General features: G+C 69.6%; 17 protein-coding genes. 2 read left to right on the forward strand and 15 right to left on the reverse strand.

Annotation, left to right across the window (positions count from 1 at the left end):
* Nucleotides 1-4: 4 nt before the first annotated feature.
* The 11 genes from atpD to CI785_RS05020 all read right to left on the reverse strand — a co-directional run bounded on the left by atpD (nucleotide 5) and on the right by CI785_RS05020 (nucleotide 10904).
* On the reverse strand, nucleotides 5-1468 hold the full coding sequence (gene atpD / locus CI785_RS04970) for a F0F1 ATP synthase subunit beta (protein ID WP_105030976.1): 1464 nt from the start codon (nucleotides 1466-1468) through the stop codon (nucleotides 5-7).
* 79 nt (nucleotides 1469-1547) lie between these two features.
* Nucleotides 1548-2441, reverse strand: coding sequence for a F0F1 ATP synthase subunit gamma (locus CI785_RS04975; protein ID WP_105030977.1), 894 nt, complete (start codon nucleotides 2439-2441; stop codon nucleotides 1548-1550).
* Nucleotides 2442-2531: 90 nt separating this feature from the next.
* Nucleotides 2532-4166 carry a F0F1 ATP synthase subunit alpha gene (atpA, locus tag CI785_RS04980; protein ID WP_105030978.1) on the reverse strand — a complete coding sequence of 545 codons (1635 nt, stop codon included), beginning with the start codon at nucleotides 4164-4166 and terminating at the stop codon, nucleotides 2532-2534.
* 99 nt (nucleotides 4167-4265) lie between these two features.
* Complete coding sequence (locus CI785_RS04985) at nucleotides 4266-5078, reverse strand: F0F1 ATP synthase subunit delta (protein ID WP_105030979.1); 813 nt, start codon at nucleotides 5076-5078, stop codon at nucleotides 4266-4268.
* Nucleotides 5078-5647 (reverse strand): F0F1 ATP synthase subunit B, encoded by a 570-nt coding sequence (locus CI785_RS04990; RefSeq protein WP_105030980.1) that lies wholly within the window; start codon nucleotides 5645-5647, stop codon nucleotides 5078-5080. The genes CI785_RS04985 and CI785_RS04990 overlap by 1 nt, the downstream gene beginning before the upstream one ends.
* 50 nt (nucleotides 5648-5697) lie before the next feature.
* On the reverse strand, nucleotides 5698-5913 hold the full coding sequence (locus CI785_RS04995) for an ATP synthase F0 subunit C (protein ID WP_019481292.1): 216 nt from the start codon (nucleotides 5911-5913) through the stop codon (nucleotides 5698-5700).
* A 75-nt stretch (nucleotides 5914-5988) separates the two neighbouring features.
* Nucleotides 5989-6810, reverse strand: coding sequence for a F0F1 ATP synthase subunit A (gene atpB, locus CI785_RS05000; RefSeq protein ID WP_105030981.1), 822 nt, complete (start codon nucleotides 6808-6810; stop codon nucleotides 5989-5991).
* A gap of 85 nt (nucleotides 6811-6895) precedes the next feature.
* Nucleotides 6896-7213 (reverse strand): hypothetical protein, encoded by a 318-nt coding sequence (locus CI785_RS05005; RefSeq protein ID WP_240615005.1) that lies wholly within the window; start codon nucleotides 7211-7213, stop codon nucleotides 6896-6898.
* 1 nt (nucleotide 7214) lies between these two features.
* Nucleotides 7215-7769, reverse strand: coding sequence for a Cg1360 family ATP-synthase-associated protein (locus CI785_RS05010; protein WP_240615006.1), 555 nt, complete (start codon nucleotides 7767-7769; stop codon nucleotides 7215-7217).
* 127 nt (nucleotides 7770-7896) lie between these two features.
* On the reverse strand, nucleotides 7897-8964 hold the full coding sequence (locus CI785_RS05015) for an MraY family glycosyltransferase (protein ID WP_105030982.1): 1068 nt from the start codon (nucleotides 8962-8964) through the stop codon (nucleotides 7897-7899).
* A complete protein-coding gene (locus CI785_RS05020) occupies nucleotides 8961-10904 on the reverse strand; it encodes a polysaccharide biosynthesis protein (RefSeq protein ID WP_105030983.1) in 1944 nt (647 codons plus the stop codon). Before CI785_RS05020 ends, CI785_RS05015 begins: the two co-directional genes overlap by 4 nt.
* A gap of 203 nt (nucleotides 10905-11107) precedes the next feature.
* Here CI785_RS05020 and CI785_RS05025 point away from each other — a divergent pair, with 203 nt between their 5' ends.
* Complete coding sequence (locus CI785_RS05025) at nucleotides 11108-12094, forward strand: glycosyltransferase (protein WP_157940164.1); 987 nt, start codon at nucleotides 11108-11110, stop codon at nucleotides 12092-12094.
* Nucleotides 12091-13044 carry an NAD-dependent epimerase/dehydratase family protein gene (locus tag CI785_RS05030; RefSeq protein WP_105031024.1) on the forward strand — a complete coding sequence of 318 codons (954 nt, stop codon included), beginning with the start codon at nucleotides 12091-12093 and terminating at the stop codon, nucleotides 13042-13044. Before CI785_RS05025 ends, CI785_RS05030 begins: the two co-directional genes overlap by 4 nt.
* 6 nt (nucleotides 13045-13050) lie before the next feature.
* On the opposite strand, the gene CI785_RS05035 is transcribed toward CI785_RS05030, so the two are convergent.
* The 4 genes from CI785_RS05035 to prfA all read right to left on the reverse strand — a co-directional run bounded on the left by CI785_RS05035 (nucleotide 13051) and on the right by prfA (nucleotide 16806).
* On the reverse strand, nucleotides 13051-13791 hold the full coding sequence (locus CI785_RS05035) for an L-threonylcarbamoyladenylate synthase (protein WP_105030985.1): 741 nt from the start codon (nucleotides 13789-13791) through the stop codon (nucleotides 13051-13053).
* Nucleotides 13792-13861: 70 nt separating this feature from the next.
* A complete protein-coding gene (locus CI785_RS05040) occupies nucleotides 13862-14857 on the reverse strand; it encodes a glycosyltransferase (RefSeq protein ID WP_105030986.1) in 996 nt (331 codons plus the stop codon).
* Nucleotides 14854-15723 carry a peptide chain release factor N(5)-glutamine methyltransferase gene (gene prmC / locus CI785_RS05045; RefSeq protein ID WP_105030987.1) on the reverse strand — a complete coding sequence of 290 codons (870 nt, stop codon included), beginning with the start codon at nucleotides 15721-15723 and terminating at the stop codon, nucleotides 14854-14856. Before prmC ends, CI785_RS05040 begins: the two co-directional genes overlap by 4 nt.
* Nucleotides 15724-15726: 3 nt before the next feature.
* Nucleotides 15727-16806: a peptide chain release factor 1 gene (gene prfA, locus CI785_RS05050; protein ID WP_105030988.1), complete on the reverse strand. Its 1080-nt coding sequence runs from the start codon at nucleotides 16804-16806 to the stop codon at nucleotides 15727-15729.
* Between the last annotated feature and the right edge of the window lie 52 nt (nucleotides 16807-16858).

Consider the following 16858-nt stretch of genomic DNA (forward strand, 5'->3'; position numbering starts at 1 on the left):
GGCGTTACTTACCGGTCTGCTGCTGGATCTTGGCCCACTGGCGCTCGACGTCGTCGAGGCCGCCGACGTTGAAGAAGGCCTGCTCCGCTATGTGGTCGAGGTCGCCGTTGCAGATCGCCGCGAAGCCCTCGATGGTGTCCCGGATGGAGACGGTCGAACCTTCGACGCCGGTGAACTGCTTGGCCGTGTACGTGTTCTGCGAGAGGAACTGCTGGATGCGGCGCGCACGGGCGACGACCACCTTGTCCTCCTCGCTGAGCTCGTCGATGCCAAGGATCGCGATGATGTCCTGCAGTTCCTTGTTCTTCTGCAGGATCTGCTTCACCCGCACGGCCGTGTTGTAGTGGTCGTGGCCGATGTACTGGGGATCCAGGATGCGCGAGGTCGACGCGAGCGGGTCCACGGCCGGGTACAGGCCGCGGGACGCGATCTCGCGGGAGAGCTCGGTGGTCGCATCGAGGTGGGCGAAGGTCGTCGCCGGAGCCGGGTCGGTGTAGTCGTCGGCGGGCACGTAGATCGCCTGCATGGACGTGATCGAGTGGCCCTTGGTCGAGGTGATGCGCTCCTGCAGGAGGCCCATCTCGTCGGCGAGGTTCGGCTGGTAGCCCACCGCGGACGGCATGCGGCCGAGGAGGGTCGAGACCTCCGAGCCGGCCTGCGTGAACCGGAAGATGTTGTCGATGAACAGCAGCACGTCCTGGTTCTGCACATCGCGGAAGTACTCCGCCATGGTCAGGGCCGAGAGGGCCACGCGCAGGCGCGTTCCCGGCGGCTCGTCCATCTGGCCGAACACGAGGGCGGTGTCCTTGAGGACGCCGGCCTCCTCCATCTCGACCCAGAGGTCGTTGCCCTCACGGGTACGCTCGCCCACACCGGCGAACACCGAGGTGCCACCGAAGTTGCGGGCGACACGCGTGATCATCTCCTGGATGAGGACGGTCTTGCCGACACCGGCGCCGCCGAACAGGCCGATCTTGCCACCCTTGATGTACGGGGTGAGCAGGTCGATGACCTTGATGCCGGTCTCGAGCATCTCCGTGGAGCCCTCGAGCGAGGCGAAGTTCGGAGCTGCACGGTGGATCGGCCAGCGCTCGGTGATCTCCAGTGCGGACTCCTCGACGTCGAGGGGCTTGCCGAGGACGTTGAAGATGTGACCCTTCACGCCATCGCCGACGGGCACGGTGATCGGGGACCCGGTGTCCTGCACCACGGTTCCGCGGACGAGTCCGTCGGTCGCCTGCAGCGAGATGGCCCGGACGAGGTTGTCGCCGAGGTGCTGCGAGGTCTCGAAGGTGATCAGGCGCGTCACACCGTTGAGAGTGATCTCGGTGGTGAGGGCGCTGTACATTGCGGGGATTGCGTCGGCCGGGAACTCGACGTCGACAACCGGGCCGATGACACGTGCAATACGGCCGGTGGCGCCGGGGGCAACTGAGTCCGTACCGTGTTCAACAGTCTGGGCAGTCATCTCTCTCACTTCATTTACGTAGATGGCGTGGAACTAGGTCTAGCTGACCGGCGTCCTCGGGGACCCGGACTGGAGTGCGTCAGGAGGCGTTCAGCGCATCCGCGCCGGCCACGATCTCGGAGAGCTCCTGGGTGATCTCCGCCTGGCGGGCGGTGTTGCGGAGGCGCGTGTACTTCTTGATGAGTTCCGTCGCGTTGTCACCGGCGGACTTCATGGCCCGCTGCCGGGCGGCGAGCTCGCTGGCGGACGCCTGCAGCATGGCCGCGAAGATCCGGGACTCGATGTACCGCGGGAGGAGCGCGTCCAGAACCTGCTCGGGCTCCGGCTCGTACTCGTAGAGCGGCAGCAGCTCGCCGTCCTGCGGCACCTGCTCGTCCACGACCTCGAGCGGCAGCAGGCGCATGACGGACGGCTCCTGCACCACCATGGAGCGGAACTTCGTGTAGACCACGTGGATCTCGTCCACGCCGCCGTCGTCGTAGCCCTTCAGGAAGGTGGCCAGGAGCGCCTCACCGACCTCGCGCGCCGTCCCGAACTCGGGGGCGTCGGTGTTGCCCGTCCAGACCCGCTCGTAGTCGCGGCCGCGGAAGTCGAAGTACGACTGCGCCTTGCGCCCGATCAGGTAGGACTGGATCTCCTTGCCCTCGGACCGGAGCACCTCGAAGAGGCCCTCCGCCTGCTTGAGCGCGCTGGCCGAGTACGATCCGGCGAGGCCGCGATCGGAGGTCAGCACCAGCACGGCGGCGCGCCGCACCTCGCCGTGCTCGGTGGTCAGCGGGTGGTCGATCTCCGTCTGCGACGACACGGCCGAGACGGCCCGGGTGATCGCGTTGGCGTACGGCAGGGCCGCAGCGACACGCGTACGTGCCTTGCCGATGCGAGACGTCGCGATCAGCTCCATCGCCTTGAAGATCTTCCGCGTCGACGTGGTCGAGGCGATCTTCTGGCGGTAGACCCGGATCTGGGCTCCCATTCTTGTCCTTTCCTTCGCCTCCGCAGCGGGAGGCGATCAGGCCAGGGTCCTGCTGCCGGGAGGGCTTCATCCCTCCCGGCAGCAGATCCTCTAGCGCTTCTGTCGAACGATCTTTTCCTGCTCGACCGAGTCGGCGTCGATCGCCTGGTGCTCCTCGTGACCGGCGGCGAGGCCGTCGCGCCCGACCCCGAAGAAGCCCTGCTTGAAGCCCGTGATCTGGGTCTTCAGCTCCTCCGCGGTGGAGTCCTCGAGCTTGCCGGTCTGGGCGAGCGTGGTGAGGACCTGCGACTTGTGGCCCAGGTGCTCCAGGAACTCGGACTCGAAGCGGCGGATGTCCTCGACGGGTACGTCGTCGAGGTAGCCGTTCGTCCCGGCCCAGATGGACACGACCTGCTGCTCCACCGGCATCGGCGAGTACTGGCCCTGCTTCAGCAGTTCCATGAGGCGCGCCCCGCGGGTCAGCTGCTGGCGGGATGCCGCATCCAGGTCGGAGGCGAACATCGCGAAGGCCTGCATGTCGCGGTACTGCGCGAGGTCCAGCTTCAACGTGCCGGAGACCTTCTTCATCGACTTCACCTGCGCGGCGCCGCCGACGCGGGAGACCGACACGCCGACGTCCACGGCGGGACGCTGGTTGGCGTTGAAGAGGTCCGACTGCAGGAAGATCTGGCCGTCGGTGATGGAGATGACGTTGGTCGGGATGTAGGCCGACACGTCGTTCGCCTTCGTCTCGATGAGGGGCAGGCCCGTCATCGACCCGGCACCGAGCTCGTCCGAGAGCTTCGCACAACGCTCGAGCAGTCGGGAGTGCAGGTAGAACACGTCGCCCGGGTAGGCCTCACGTCCCGGCGGACGGCGCAGCAAGAGGGACACCGCACGGTAAGCCTCGGCCTGCTTCGACAGGTCGTCGAACACGATGAGGACGTGCTTGCCGCCGTACATCCAGTGCTGGCCGATGGCCGAACCGGCGTAGGGGGCGAGGTACTTGAAGCCCGCGGGGTCGGAGGCGGGAGACGCGACGATGGTCGTGTACTCCAGCGCACCCTTGTCCTCGAGGGTCTGGCGGACCGCCGCGATGGTCGACGCCTTCTGGCCGATCGCCACGTAGATGCAGCGGACCTGCTTGTTCACGTCACCCGAGGCCCAGTTGTCCCTCTGGTTGATGATGGTGTCCACCGCGATCGCGGTCTTGCCGGTCTGCCGGTCACCGATGATCAGCTGACGCTGGCCGCGGCCGATGGGGATCATGGCGTCGATGGCCTTCAGGCCGGTCTGCATCGGCTCGTGCACCGACTTGCGCTGCGTGACGCCGGGGGCCTGGGTCTCCAGTGCCCGGCGCCCCTCGGAGACGATCTCGCCGAGGTCGTCGATGGGCTGACCCAGGGGGTCGACCACGCGGCCGAGGAAGGCGTCGCCGACGGGGACCGAGAGGATCTCGCCCGTGCGGTGCACTTCCTGGCCTTCTTCGATCCCGGTGTAGTCACCGAGGACGACGACGCCGATCTCACGCGTGTCGAGGTTCTGGGCGAGTCCGAGCGTGCCGTCCTCGAAGCGCAGCAGTTCGTTGGCCATGACGGAGGGAAGACCCTCGACACGGGCAATGCCGTCGCTGGCGGTGGTCACGCGGCCTACTTCGACGCGCTCCGCGTTTCCGGGCTCGTAGGACGCCGCAAAGTCGTTCAACGCACTGCGTACGTCTTCGGCGTTGATGGTCAATTCGGCCATCTCAGTCCCTGCTCTCCTGTGTTGTTGGTCTCCATGGGATGCGTGGCGACCGGTGTGTGATTCAGTGGGTGGATCTCGGATGGGGACGGGCGCGGACGCCTATCCCACCAACGTGCGGCGGAGTGCTGACAGCCGCGTGAGAACGGTGGAGTCGACCATCTCGTCGCCGACGCTGACCCGGACTCCCCCGATGAGTGTCGGGTCGACCTTCACGTTGACCTTGAGCTCGCGGCCGTACATGGCATTGAGCCCCGACTCCAGGCGTGCGAGCTGGCTCGCCGTCAGCGGACGGGTGACGCTGACGTCGGCGATCCAGCGCTGCTGGCGTGCGGCCACGAGTTCCAGGAACCGCTGCACGAGCGCCGCGGGCTTCAGGCCGCGCGGGGACCGCACGGCCTGCGTTATCAGGAGCCGACCCGCAGGACCTGCCTGGGGAACGAGCTTCAGACCGAGTGCGACCTTCGACTCCGGCGTGGCCTGCGCTTCCGAGAGCGCCCTCTGCAGGGCGTGGTTCGAGGCGACCACCTGGATGAAGGAGTACAGCTCGCTCTCGAGCTGCTCCAAGCCCTCCACACCGCTGCCCTGCTCGGCCACCGAGATGACGACGGTCGCGGCGAGGGTCTCCAGGGCGTCCCCGATGTCGCGGGCGTTGGCCCAGCGCTCGTTGACGAGATCCCGGACCACGCCGGCTGCTTCCGCCGACACCCGACCGCTGATGAGCTGGTCCACCAGCACGGCCTTGTCGCTGCCGGTACGCGATGGATCCGTCAGCGCACGGCGGAGGCCGGCATTGCTGTCGAGGATCGCGAGCACGCCGAACAGGTCCTCGGCCAGGGCCAGTGTCGCGCCCGGCAGGCGGGGCTCCAGTCCTTCACGGACCGTCGCCAGGGAGACGCTCGATACTCCTGCCATTACTTAGCTGCACCTGCCCGGTGTGAGCCTGCACCGTTCGACGAGGTCTCGAGGTCGGCCAGGAAGCGGTCGATGACGCGCGACGAGCGGGCGTCGTCGGCGAGGGACTCCCCGACGATACGGCTCGCGAGGTCGGTCGCGAGCGTGCCCACCTCGGCACGGAGCGAGACCACGGCGGCCTGCCGCTCGGCCTCGATCTGCACATGCGCCTGCTCGGTGATGCGCGCCGACTCGGCCGCTGCCTTCTCCTTGAGGTCCGCGAGGATCTGTGCGCCTTCAGCGCGCGCTTCCTCACGGATGCGGTTGGCCTCGGTGCGAGCATCCACAAGCTGCTGCTTGTACTCGTCCAGGGCCGCGTTGGCCTCGGCCTGTGCGGCCTCCGCCTTCGCGATGCCGCCTTCGATCGCCTCCGTGCGCTCTGCGAACGTCTTCTCGAACGCCGGCATGACGTACTTGAAGACGATGAACAGCAGGACGGCGAAGCCGACAACGGTCACCAGCAGTTCCCACAGGTTCGGGATCAGAGGGTTCGATCCCTCTTCCGCCGCCATAATCGCTGCGTTAAGCATTTTTCACCCGTCTTTCTTCAACTGGTCTTCGGTCGGTCAGGGCGGCCTTGTCAGGCGCCGATGACGAAGGCGAAGACGAGGCCCAGGATCGCGAGGGCTTCGGTCAGTGCCAGGCCGAGGAAGGCGATGGGCTGGAGGACACGCTGTGCCTCAGGCTGGCGAGCTACGCCATTGATGTAGGCCGCGAACACGAGACCCACACCGATACCACCGCCGATTGCGGAGAGACCGTATCCAACGAGGTTGAGGCTACCCTGTACTTCCATTGTGTTCCTTTCAAGATGCCGCCTTGGTGCGACAGGTTGTTTGGGATCATCCCCGACGGGGAAGACATGTGTGAATCAGTGGGCGTCGGCGTGCAGTGCGCCTTCGATGTAGATCGCGGCGAGCAGCGTGAAGACGTAGGCCTGGAGGATCATGATCAGGGCCTCCAGCATGTACATCGCCACCGAGCCGACGAGGACGAGGACGCTCGTACCCTGCAGCAGGATGTTCCCGGTAGAGACCATGTACTCGATGGCCGACCCGGCGAGGGTCACGATGAGGTGACCGGCGAGCATCGTCGCGAAGAGTCGCAGCGAGTGCGTGACCGGGCGGACGATGAAGTTCGAGATGATCTCGATCGGTACCACGATCAGGAGGATGTACCACGGGACGCCCGACGGGACGACGGCCAGCTTGAGGTAGCGGATGCCGTGCCTCTTCAGGCCGATGCTGACCCAGAGGACGAAGAAGATGGCCGCGATGCCGTAGGCGCTGCCCGGGTGGGAGAACGTGGGCAGCTGCAGGAACGGGATGGCGCCGAAGATGTTGTTCACCAGCACGAAGAAGAAGGCGGTGAACAGCCAGGGCACGTACGTCAGGAACTCGCGTCCGCCGATGATGTCCTTGCCGATGGAGTTGCGGACGAAGCCGTACGCGGACTCGCCGAGGAACTGCAGCTTGCCGGGCACCAGCTGGTGGCGGCGGGAGGCGACGAGGAAGAAGGCGGCGATGAGGACGACCGAGAGGATGGTCAGCAGCATCTGCTTCCCGAAGCCCGGGTCCAGCAGGACGCCGTATTCACCGCCCCACGGGAGGATGTCCCGGTAGTGGGTGTCCTCGATCGTCGGGGCTACGAATCCCTCTTCGGTAGTTGCGGCCGGGAGCGCAAGCGCGATCAACGCGTTTCCTCTCTGCTGTGTCCATCATTGGGCAAGATCTGTTCGGCCGCAGCGTTACTGGTCCGACTCGTCAAGTTCTGGGGATTCACTCGGGTCCGTCCTCGGCACCGGGCGTCACCCGGGATCCGCTCGGCGGATTCGGTGTGTGGTTCCGGGTGAGGTTGTGCATGTGGGAGAGGTAGAAACCCCCTGCTGCACCTAAGAACGCTCCCGCCAGCACCAACCAGCGCGTGTCGAGGAGATTATCCAGCCCCCAGCCTATCAAACTCCACACCAGGATCCCGCCAATGATGTAGCTGAAGACGGCCATGCCCGCGTTGTAACCGCCGTTGGAAAAACGCGCGTCGCCGTCCTGCGGCGGCGTGCCGGGGACCCCGTCCCGCCCTCGATCCGTGCCCGCCACGTCAGCGTCCCTTCATCGGGTCGGCCGACGACGTCGGCACCGGCATCGGGGTCGGCGTTGCCGGTGTGACCGCCGACGTCGGGGCGCCGGCGACGGGTGCGTCGTCGTACAGGGGTGTGCGCAGGCGCGAGAAGGCGAGGACCTCGGCGACCTGCCAGGCGATCACGGTCGCGAGCGCCCCCGTGAAGAACCAGGTGCGGTCGAGCCAGCCCGGCGTGCCGAGGAGGAACAGGACGGCGGCGAAGCCCACCACCTTGATCGCGTAGGTGACGGCGAAGAGCCCGAGCGCACCGGAGGGGTTCGTCCTGCCCGCGAAGTGCCCGATCAGGAGGCTGATGCCGAAGAAGGCGATCACCAGGCCCGCCCCGCCGAGCACGCTCAGGCCGGCGGAGGGTGAGGTCGCGAGTGCGGCGGCGACGGCGAGCACGACGGCGAGTCCGCCGCCCGCTGCGGCGCTCCTGGCGAGGATGCCCAGCCAGGGGGACTCGGTGGCTCCCGATGCCGTCACGGGGTGCGGGGAATCGGTTCCGTTCGCCCGATGCTCGGGTCGTGGCACGTGCTGTCCGCTCTGTCGGGTGCGCCGTCCGGCGCCGTGGGTCCTCCGGCGACGACGTCGGGAGGGCTTGGCACCGGACCAGCAGGTACTGCTGGTCGCCGCGCCCGGCGCCTGAAATTCTACCGCATCACGAAGACGGCCCGCGGGCCGGCCTGCTGCTGTGGGCACCCTCTCCGGCGGCTGCTGTGGCCCGACGCCGCGCGAGTGCGCGGAAGATCCGGGGCGAGTAGAGGTACAGCGTGACGACGGCGGCGGCGAGGAGCGAGGCGGACACGGCCAGCGGGGCCGACGCCGTGGCGGACACGAACCCGGCGGCACCGGTGAGGGCGGACAGGACGCTGACGAGGAGCGAGACCTGCACGTGGCTGAGCCCCGTGTCGGTGAGCCGCTGGTACACGTGCTGCCGGTGCGCGGTGTGCAGGCGCTCGCCCCTCCGGGCCCGGCGCACGAAGGTGGTGAAGGTGTCGGCGAGGTAGATGAGGACCGGTGAGAGCAGGTACTCGAGGTAGACCCCGGCCAGCAGCCCCGTGACCGCCAGGGCCGCGACGGAGGCGCCGAGCAGGTAGCTGCCCACGTCGCCGAGGAACACGAACCCGCGGCCGAGGTTCCACGGCAGGAAGCCCGCGAAGCCCGCGGCGACCACGAGGCCGCCGACCGTCAGCCACAGCTGGTCGCTGAGGATCCCGGCGCCGGAGTAGAAGAGGCCGACGACGACGCCGTGCATCCCGGAGATGCCGTTGATGCCGTCCATGAAGTTCGCGGCGTTGATGTAGGTGGCGACGGCGATGGCCCCGATCGGCACCCACCAGTAGCTGCTGTCGTCGATCGTGGTGGCCAGGGCGGCCGTGCCGATGACGCCGATCAGGAGTTGCGCGGTGGCGCGGACCTTCACGGACAGGCCCCGGAAGTCCTCGATCCAGCCCAGCGTCGCCGCCGCGCCGACCATGCCGATGACGATGACGATCAGCGACCGGTCGACGGCGACGAGCCCTGTGGCGAGGGAGAGGACCAGGCCGACGAGGATCGCGGCCGCGACGGAGACACCCATCCCCCGGATGACCACCGCGCTGTGCGAGGAGCGGTCGTTGGGGATGTCGACGACGCCGAGTCGCTTCAGCAGGGGTTTCACGACGACGGGCAGCGCGAGGGACAGCCCCAGGGCTGCGAGCCCGACGAGGACGAGGAGCTCGTTCATGAGGCCCGTCCCCCGGCGTGCGAGTCGACGGGCGGGACGGGGGCGTCCGAGGACGGGGTGGCGCCCGGCCGGGTGCCGGCCTGGGACTGCCCCGACGTGATCCCGCGCGTGCCGTGTCCGAAGCCGCCCTCGGCCTTCCACGCCTGGAGGCTGAGCTGCTGCGGATCCAGCGGCGCCACCGAGGTGTGGGAGATCTTGGGATGCAGCGGGCGGGAGTCGTTCTCCCCCACTCCCATCAGGTCCTCGTGCATCTTCTCGCCCGGGCGCAGGCCCGTGAAGACGATGTCGATGTCCTTGCCGGACATCGCGATCATGCGCTGGGCGACGTCGAGGATCCGCACGGGCTCGCCCATGTCGAGGATCAGCACCTCGCCGGCCCTGCCGATCGCGCCCGCCTGCACCACGAGCTGGCAGGCCTCGGGGATGGTCATGAAGAAGCGCGTGACCTCGGGGTCGGTGACGGTCAGGGGTCCGCCGTTGCGGATCTGTTCCGTGAAGAGCGGGAGCATGGAGCCGCGGCTCCCGATCACGTTGCCGAAGCGCACGGAGACGTACTTCTGCCCCGTCCGCTCCGCATGCCAGGACGTCAGCTTCTCCGCGACGCGTTTGGAGTGTCCGAGGACGCTCGTGGGGTCGGCCGCCTTGTCCGTCGAGATGTTGACGAAGTTGGTGACGCCCACGGCACTGGAGGCACGCAGGACGTTGAGCGAGCCCTGGACGTTGGTCTTCCACGCCTCCTCCGGGTACTGCTCCAGCAGCGAGACGTGCTTGAGTGCCGCGGCGTGGAACACGACCTGCGGCCGGCGGTCCTCGAAGATGTCCAGCAGCGCGTCCGCGTCGCGGATGTCGGCCAGGACGGTGTCGCGGCCGGTGAGCAGGCCGCGGCCCGTGATGGAGATCTGCGTCGACTGCAGGCCCGTCTCGTCGCGGTCCAGCATGATGAGCTCGGCCGGCGCGAAGCCCGCGAGCTGCCGGCACAGTTCGGAACCGATCGACCCCCCGGCGCCCGTGACGAGGACGCGCTTGCCCGCCACGTAGCCGGCCACCTCGTCGGGGTGGATGTCCACGGGATGGCGACCGATGAGGTCCTCGACCGCGACCTCGCGGAAGTCGGCGATGGCTGCTCCGCCCGCGCCGAGCATGTCGCGCAGCGGCGGGAGGACGAGCACCTTGATCCCCAGCCCTGCCACCAGGTCCGAGACGCGGCGGACCTGCGCAGCCTCGACCTCGGCGAAGGCGATGACGAGCATCTGGGCCTGGGTCCGGGTCGCGACCTCCCGCAAGTCGTCGATCCGCCCGAGGACGGGCACGGAGGACAGTCGCAGATGCTTCTTGGCGGGGTCGTCGTCGATGAGCCCCACGGGGAAGTAGGGGGACTCTGGATCCTGCATCATGCGGCTCACGAGGGAGTTGCCGAGGAACCCGGCCCCGTAGATGAGGGTGCGCTGCGCGTCCTCCCCCGGCTTGGCCTTGCTCTCGACGTACATGCGCTTGAGGTAGCGGGTCGCGGCGAGGAACATGCACGCGAAGGGGAACGCGATGATGCCGATGCTGCGCGGCACCTCGAGGACGGTGAAGAACGCGACGCTGGACAGCACCAGGATCACGGCGACGAGGACGGCCACGATCACCAGGAGCTTGGCCTCGTGGAAGCTGCCGAAGCTGTACCGGCCGCGGTACAGGGCGAAGCTCAGTCCCACCGCGAGCTGGGCGACGACGGCCACGGCGCAGAACACCGCGATGCCCGGGACGTTGACCTCCTTGACGAGGAGCTCGTAGCGCAGGATCAGCGCGAGCAGGATGGCCACGATCCAGGCCGCGGCGTCGAGGAGGTACTGCGACCACAGCCAGATCGCCGGCTTGTCGCCGGTCGGAGCCGCGGCGGAGGAGCCCCGCGTCCGGGCTGCGGCGCCCCGTGGTCGGCCTTCGTTGAGTCCCATGATTCCTAACCGTGTCACGCAGTCCGTCGCCGCGTTCCGCACCCGGCGTGGTGCTGCCGGGAGACGCCGGCGCTCGAAGGACCGCACGGGTCCGGTGGGGGCTGGAACACGGTGTAATAGACTGCTATTACCTCAGAATACTAACCGCCCCGCCTGTGCCAGGCCTGCTGCGCACTGCCCTGGCGCGGCCCGGAAGGACTCCGTTGCACGTCCCCGACGCCGCCAGTCCGCGCGTGTTCATCGTCATCACCACCTTCAACCGGGCATCCCACCTGCAGGACCTCCTCGCGTCGATCGCCGGCCTCGACCCGGCGCCGTCCGGCGTCGTCGTGGTCGACAACGCCAGCACGGACGGCACCGAGGACGTGCTCGCGGCCGTCGAGCTGCCCGTCCCGGTCCTCGTGCACGGTCTCCCGGTGAACGTGGGCGGGTCGGGCGGGTTCGCTGCCGGCGTGTCGCGCGCCCTCGACGAGGGGGCCGAATGGCTGTGGCTGATGGATGACGACGTCGTCGTCCTGCCCGATGCCCTCGCCTCCTTCCGGCCCTGGATGGACCGCTACTCCTGCATCCACGGGCGCCGCTACGACCACGCGGGCGAGCCCTTCTTCTGGCAGCACATCCTCCACGAATCCCTCGGGGTCCATCTTCCCGTGCGCGGGGACGTGTTCGCGCGGTCCAGGGTGTTCCACACCAACGTCGGCTGCTTCGAGGGGATGCTGGTGGCCGCGGACGTGGTGCGGGAGATCGGGCTGCCCGATGCACGGTTCTTCCTGAACGGCGACGACCTCACGTACGGCTGGCTCATCTCGCGGCGGCATCCGGTGGCCTACGTGGACGCCTTCGTCCTGCGGAAGACGCGCGCGCAGCGGCAGGTGGACCTCGGCGTCCGGCACCTGAACGACTCGAGCGACCTGTCGCGGTTCTGCGGCATGCGCAACCGCGGGCACCTCGCCCGCTACCTGCGGCTCCACGGCCGCTTCCACCCCGTCGCGTTCGGCCTGGGGACGCTGCTGTCCGCCGGGAAGGAGATCGTGCGGCTCGTCGCCGTCGAGCGGTCCCTCTCCGGTCTGGCATCCGTGTGGCGTGGCTGGAGGGCGGCGCGGGTGATCCTTCGGGATCCCGCGTGGCTGCCCGAGCCGCCGCTGGCCGTCCCGGCCACCGGCGCCCGGGACACCGGGGGGTCACGATGAGCTGGGTGGTGCTCGGCGGTTCGGGCTTCGTCGGTGCGTCGGTCCTGCGCGCCCTGCACGCGGCGGGGATCGACGCACGCGCCGTGCCCGCACCGCGCCTCACGACGACCGCGCGGACGCCTGACGCGCTGCTCGAGGCGGCAGCGGTCACCGACGCCGCCGCGCTGCGGGCCGCGCTCGAGGGCGCCGACGTCGTCGTCAACGCCGCCGGTCTCGCCACGCCCTCCGCCCCCGACGGCGAGGAGCTCCGAGGCGCGAACGCCCTGCTCCCTGCCGTCGTCGCCCGTGCCGCAGCGGATGCCGGTGTGGGCCGCTTCGTCCACCTCGGCAGCGCCGCCGTGCAGGGGCGGACTCCCGTACTCGACGAGACGGACACCGTGCGCCCGTTCTCCGCCTACTCGCGCAGCAAGGCGCTCGGCGAGCAGGCACTGGCCCTCGCCGCGCACCGGGACCCGGCGCTGTCCGTGGTGATCGTGCGCGCCACGTCCGTCCAGGGACCGGACCGGCCGACGACGGCGGCACTCGTGCGCCTCGCGCGATCCCCGCTGGCCTCCGTGGCGTCCCCGGGCACGGCGCCGTCCCCCATCACCTCGGTGGACGCCCTCGCCGGGCTGGTCCTCGCCGTCGGGCTCCACGCGGGTCCGGTCCCCCGCATCGTGCTGCAGCCGTGGGAAGGACTCACCGTGCGCACGGTCCTCGAGGCGGCGGGCGGACGGCCCCGGATCCTGCCCGCCGTGATCTGCCGGGCGGCGGTGGCCGGCGGCTACGCGGTGTCCTCCCTCGTGCGCGGACGCCTCGACGGCCACGTGCGCCGGGTGGAGCTGATGTGGTTCGGGCAGGACCAGGCGCGCGGCTGGGCCGTGGAGCAGGGCCTCGTACCGCCCGCCGGGGTCCGCGCGGTGCTGGCGCGGGCGCAGGATCCGGAACCCGGCGGCGCGCCGTCCGGCTGAGACGGGTCACGCCGAGGGGGTGTCGACATCCTCGACGGTATCCGCCGGTGCTGCGGCATCCGCGGCATGCGCACCGGCTGCCCCCGTCCGGGCGTCGTCGATGCCGACGATGCCCGGCACCACCTCGCGCAGCCGGTCCAGCGGGATGGTCCCCTGGCGGACCACGCGCAGCGTCTCGCCCGTGGCGTCGACGATGGTCGATCCTGTCCCGTCCGCCGCGGTCCTCGGCCCGGCGTCGAGGTAGACCGCCACCGACTCGGCGAGCTGGGCGGCGGCGTCGGCCGCGGTGGTCGCTGCGGGCTGCCCCGTCCGGTTGGCCGAGGACACCGCGAGCGGACCCGTCAGCGTGAGCAGCTCGAGGGCGACGTCGTCGTCGGGGACGCGCAGGGCGACGGTCCCCAGGGTGTCGCCGAGGTCCCAGGTCAGCGACGGCTGGGCATGGCAGATGAGGGTGAGGCCCCCGGGCCAGAACGCCTCGGCGAGGGCACGGGCGTCAGCGGTGATGTCGGTCGCGAGCCCGTCGAGGGTCTGGACGCGGGGAATGAGGACGGGCGGCGGCATGTTGCGGCCGCGGCCCTTGGACGCGAGCAGGGTCGCGACCGCCTGGGGCGAGAACGCGTCCGCGCCGATCCCGTAGACGGTGTCCGTCGGCAGCACGACGCACTGCTTGAGGGAGACCGCGCGCTGGGCGGCGGCGAGCCCCTCGCGTCGCTGGGCAGGGTCGGAGCAGTCGTAGCTGGTGGTCACCGTTTCATCTTTCCATTGCGGAACGCACCGCCGCACATCGGAGGGCGTCGGGCACAGGGTCAGGAGGGCGTCAGGACGGCGGCGGACCGAAGCCCGTGCCCCGCAGCCCTGCGGAGTACGCCGCGAACCAGGCGCGCAGTCCCTTCAGGTCGCGCTGCGTGAGGAAGTAGTACGGGAAGCCGATGACGTCGGCGCCGAACCAGCGCAGGTTGCGGTACTTGCGCGCGTTGTAGGCACGGTTGCGGAAGTAGGAGAAGCGCTTGAAGTCGCCGTCGGGGATGACGGGCGTGATGAACCCGCCGAAGATCGGCTTCATCTCGGACCAGGTGGCCGGGTGCCGGACGGCGACGGTCGCGAGCGTCCCGTACTTCAGGCCCGCCCGGCGCACGCGGGCCAGGAAGTCCACCTCGTCGCCGCGGATGAAGTACTTCATGTCCGGCAGGCCGATCGTCGAGAAGACCTCGGTGCGGACCAGGGCGCCGTTGAAGAAGTGCACCATGTCAGGCAGGTAGCCCAGGGGCTCGAGGGTGGCGCGGTCGTTGGTCAGCAGGCCGTTGATGCGGAAGTTGAAGGACAGCCGCGTGGGGTCGGCGGTGGCGGCGACGAGCGGACTGACGATGTCGAGATCGTGGTCGTGCGCGGCGCGGAGCAGCTCGGCGAGGCAGTGCTCGTCCTCGGGGTGGCCGTCGTCGTCCATGAGCCAGATCCAGCGGGCTCCGCTCGCGATCGCGGCGAGGATGGCGAAGGCGAATCCGCCGGCGCCACCGAGGTTCGCCTCGGAGCGGAGGTAGTGGATGGCACCGCCATCGGCTGTCGCGGCCTCGACGACGGCGGCGGCCGGCCGTGTCCCCGAATCGACGAGCGCCACGGTCCTGATCGGGGCGGTCTGGGCCGCGAGGGAGTGCAGGAGCTGCGCGAGTTCCTCGTGCCGGTCGTAGGTCACGGCGGCGACGGCGACGGTGTCGGTGTCGAGGGGAGCGCCCGCGTCGGTGGCGGCGTCCGTGCTCCCGACCGTCGTGCCGACCGTGTCCGGTACCGGCCCGGCCTGCGTGCTGCGCTCCGTCATCGTGCTGCCTCTTCCGTCGTCGTGGTCTGCCCCTGCGGCGCGAGGACCGCGCTCGTCGCGCGGTCGCGGCCGCCGAGGTCCTGGTGGGTCGTCACAGCGCTCCAGGTACCCATCTTTCCGAGGAACGCGGCGACCCAGGGTGCCTGCACCTCGGCGTGCTCGATCACGAAGTAGCCACCCGGCACGAGCAGGCGGGCGGCGGTCACGGCGGCGGCCCGGGGCAGCTCCATGCCGTCCGCTCCCCCGCCGTACAGTGCCATCCGCGGATCGTGTTCGGCGACCTCGGGTTCCACGGGGACGGCGTCGGCGGGGATGTAGGGCGGGTTGGACACCACGATGTCGAACGAGCCGTCGTGCTCGGGCAGGGCGGTCGCGAGATCGCCCTGGACGAGGTGGACGCCGAAGGGCTCGAGATTCGGCCCCGCCCACGCGAGGGCCAGGTCGCTGAGTTCGACGGCGTACACGTCGGCCCCCGGGACCTCGTCGGCGACGGCCGCGGCGATCGCCCCGCTGCCCGTGCCCAGGTCCACGATCCTCGGTGCGTCGAGGGTGGCGGCGCGGTCGATCACGAGCTGCGCGACCGTCTCCGTCTCGGGCCGCGGCACGAACACCCCCGGGCCCACGGCCAGCTCCACGCGGCGGAACCAGGCCGTGCCCGTGAGGTGCTGCAGCGGGACACGGCGTGCGCGCTCGTCGACGAGGGCCCTGTAGCCCTCGGGCACCGGGGCGCCCGTCAGGGCGAGGGCGCGCAGCCGGCCGCGCGATACCCCGAGCAGGTGTGCGGCGAGGAGCTCGGCGTCGACGCGGGGACTGGGCACGCCGGCCTCCCGCAGCCTGCGTTCGGCCGCCCGCAGGGCCTCCTCCACGCCCTACTCGTCCGCGCCGATGGCGTCGAGGCGCGCCTGCTCGTCCATCTCGATGGCGGACTGCACCACCGGCTCGAGCTCGCCGTTCATGACGGCGTCGAGGTTGTAGGCCTTGTAGCCCGTCCGATGGTCGGCGATCCGGTTCTCCGGGTAGTTGTAGGTGCGGATGCGCTCGGAGCGGTCCATGGTGCGGATCTGCGACTTCCGGATGTCCGAGTTCGCCGCGTCGATCTTCTCCTGCTCGTGCGCGAGGATCCGGGAGCGCAGCACGCGCATCGCTGCCTCACGGTTCTGCAGCTGCGACTTCTCGTTCTGCATCGCGACCACGATCCCGGTGGGCAGGTGCGTGATGCGCACGGCGGAGTCGGTGGTGTTCACGGACTGCCCGCCGGGGCCCGAGGACCGGTAGACGTCGATCTTGAGGTCGTTCTGGCTGATCTCGACCTCTTCCGGCTCGTCCACCTCGGGCAGCACGAGGACACCCGCGGCGGAGGTGTGGATGCGGCCCTGCGACTCCGTGACGGGCACGCGCTGCACGCGGTGCACCCCGCCCTCGAACTTGAGCCGGGCGTAGACGCCCTCGGCAGGGTCGTTCGACGAGCCCTTGATGGCCATCTGCACGTCCTTGTAGCCGCCGAGGTCCGACTCGTTGGCCGAGATGAGCTCGGTCTTCCAGCCGCGGGACTCCGCATAGCGCGCGTACATGCGCAGCAGGTCCCCGGCGAAGAGTGCTGCCTCGTCGCCGCCCTCGCCGCCCTTGACCTCGATGATGACGTTGCGGCTGTCGTTGGGGTCCCGCGGGATCAGCAGGCGTCGCAGCCGCTCCTGCGCCGTGGCGAGCTGCTCCTCCAGGACCGGCACCTCCGCGGCGAACTCGGGGTCCTCGGACGCCATCTCGCGGGCCGCCTGGAGGTCGTCGTCGAGCGCGCTCCAGCGATTGTGGGCATCGACGATCCGCCCGAGCTCCGCGTACCGGCGGCCGAGCTTCCGCGCGAGCGCCTGGTCGGCGTGGACGGCGGGATCGGCGAGCTGGTCCTGCAGCTCGGAGTGTTCGTCGAGCAGTCCCTGGATGGACTCAAACATCGGGTGTACCTCTTTCGGCGTGTGCAGCCAGTCTACGAAGGTCGAGGGGGCA

The sequence above is a fragment of the Arthrobacter ruber genome, assembly GCF_002954225.1.
Taxonomy (GTDB): Bacteria; Actinomycetota; Actinomycetes; order Actinomycetales; family Micrococcaceae; genus Arthrobacter_D; species Arthrobacter_D ruber.

What these genes read in the sequence shown, in the direction of transcription:
- atpD (WP_105030976.1), bottom strand. Translation starts at nt 1,468, where the DNA reads ATGACTGCCCAGACTGTTGAACACGGTACGGACTCAGTTGCCCCCGGC.
- CI785_RS04975 (WP_105030977.1), bottom strand. Translation starts at nt 2,441, where the DNA reads ATGGGAGCCCAGATCCGGGTCTACCGCCAGAAGATCGCCTCGACCACG.
- atpA (WP_105030978.1), bottom strand. Translation starts at nt 4,166, where the DNA reads ATGGCCGAATTGACCATCAACGCCGAAGACGTACGCAGTGCGTTGAAC.
- CI785_RS04985 (WP_105030979.1), bottom strand. Translation starts at nt 5,078, where the DNA reads ATGGCAGGAGTATCGAGCGTCTCCCTGGCGACGGTCCGTGAAGGACTG.
- CI785_RS04990 (WP_105030980.1), bottom strand. Translation starts at nt 5,647, where the DNA reads ATGCTTAACGCAGCGATTATGGCGGCGGAAGAGGGATCGAACCCTCTG.
- CI785_RS04995 (WP_019481292.1), bottom strand. Translation starts at nt 5,913, where the DNA reads ATGGAAGTACAGGGTAGCCTCAACCTCGTTGGATACGGTCTCTCCGCA.
- CI785_RS05015 (WP_105030982.1), bottom strand. Translation starts at nt 8,964, where the DNA reads ATGAACGAGCTCCTCGTCCTCGTCGGGCTCGCAGCCCTGGGGCTGTCC.
- CI785_RS05020 (WP_105030983.1), bottom strand. Translation starts at nt 10,904, where the DNA reads ATGGGACTCAACGAAGGCCGACCACGGGGCGCCGCAGCCCGGACGCGG.
- CI785_RS05030 (WP_105031024.1), top strand. Translation starts at nt 12,091, where the DNA reads ATGAGCTGGGTGGTGCTCGGCGGTTCGGGCTTCGTCGGTGCGTCGGTC.
- CI785_RS05040 (WP_105030986.1), bottom strand. Translation starts at nt 14,857, where the DNA reads ATGACGGAGCGCAGCACGCAGGCCGGGCCGGTACCGGACACGGTCGGC.
- prfA (WP_105030988.1), bottom strand. Translation starts at nt 16,806, where the DNA reads ATGTTTGAGTCCATCCAGGGACTGCTCGACGAACACTCCGAGCTGCAG.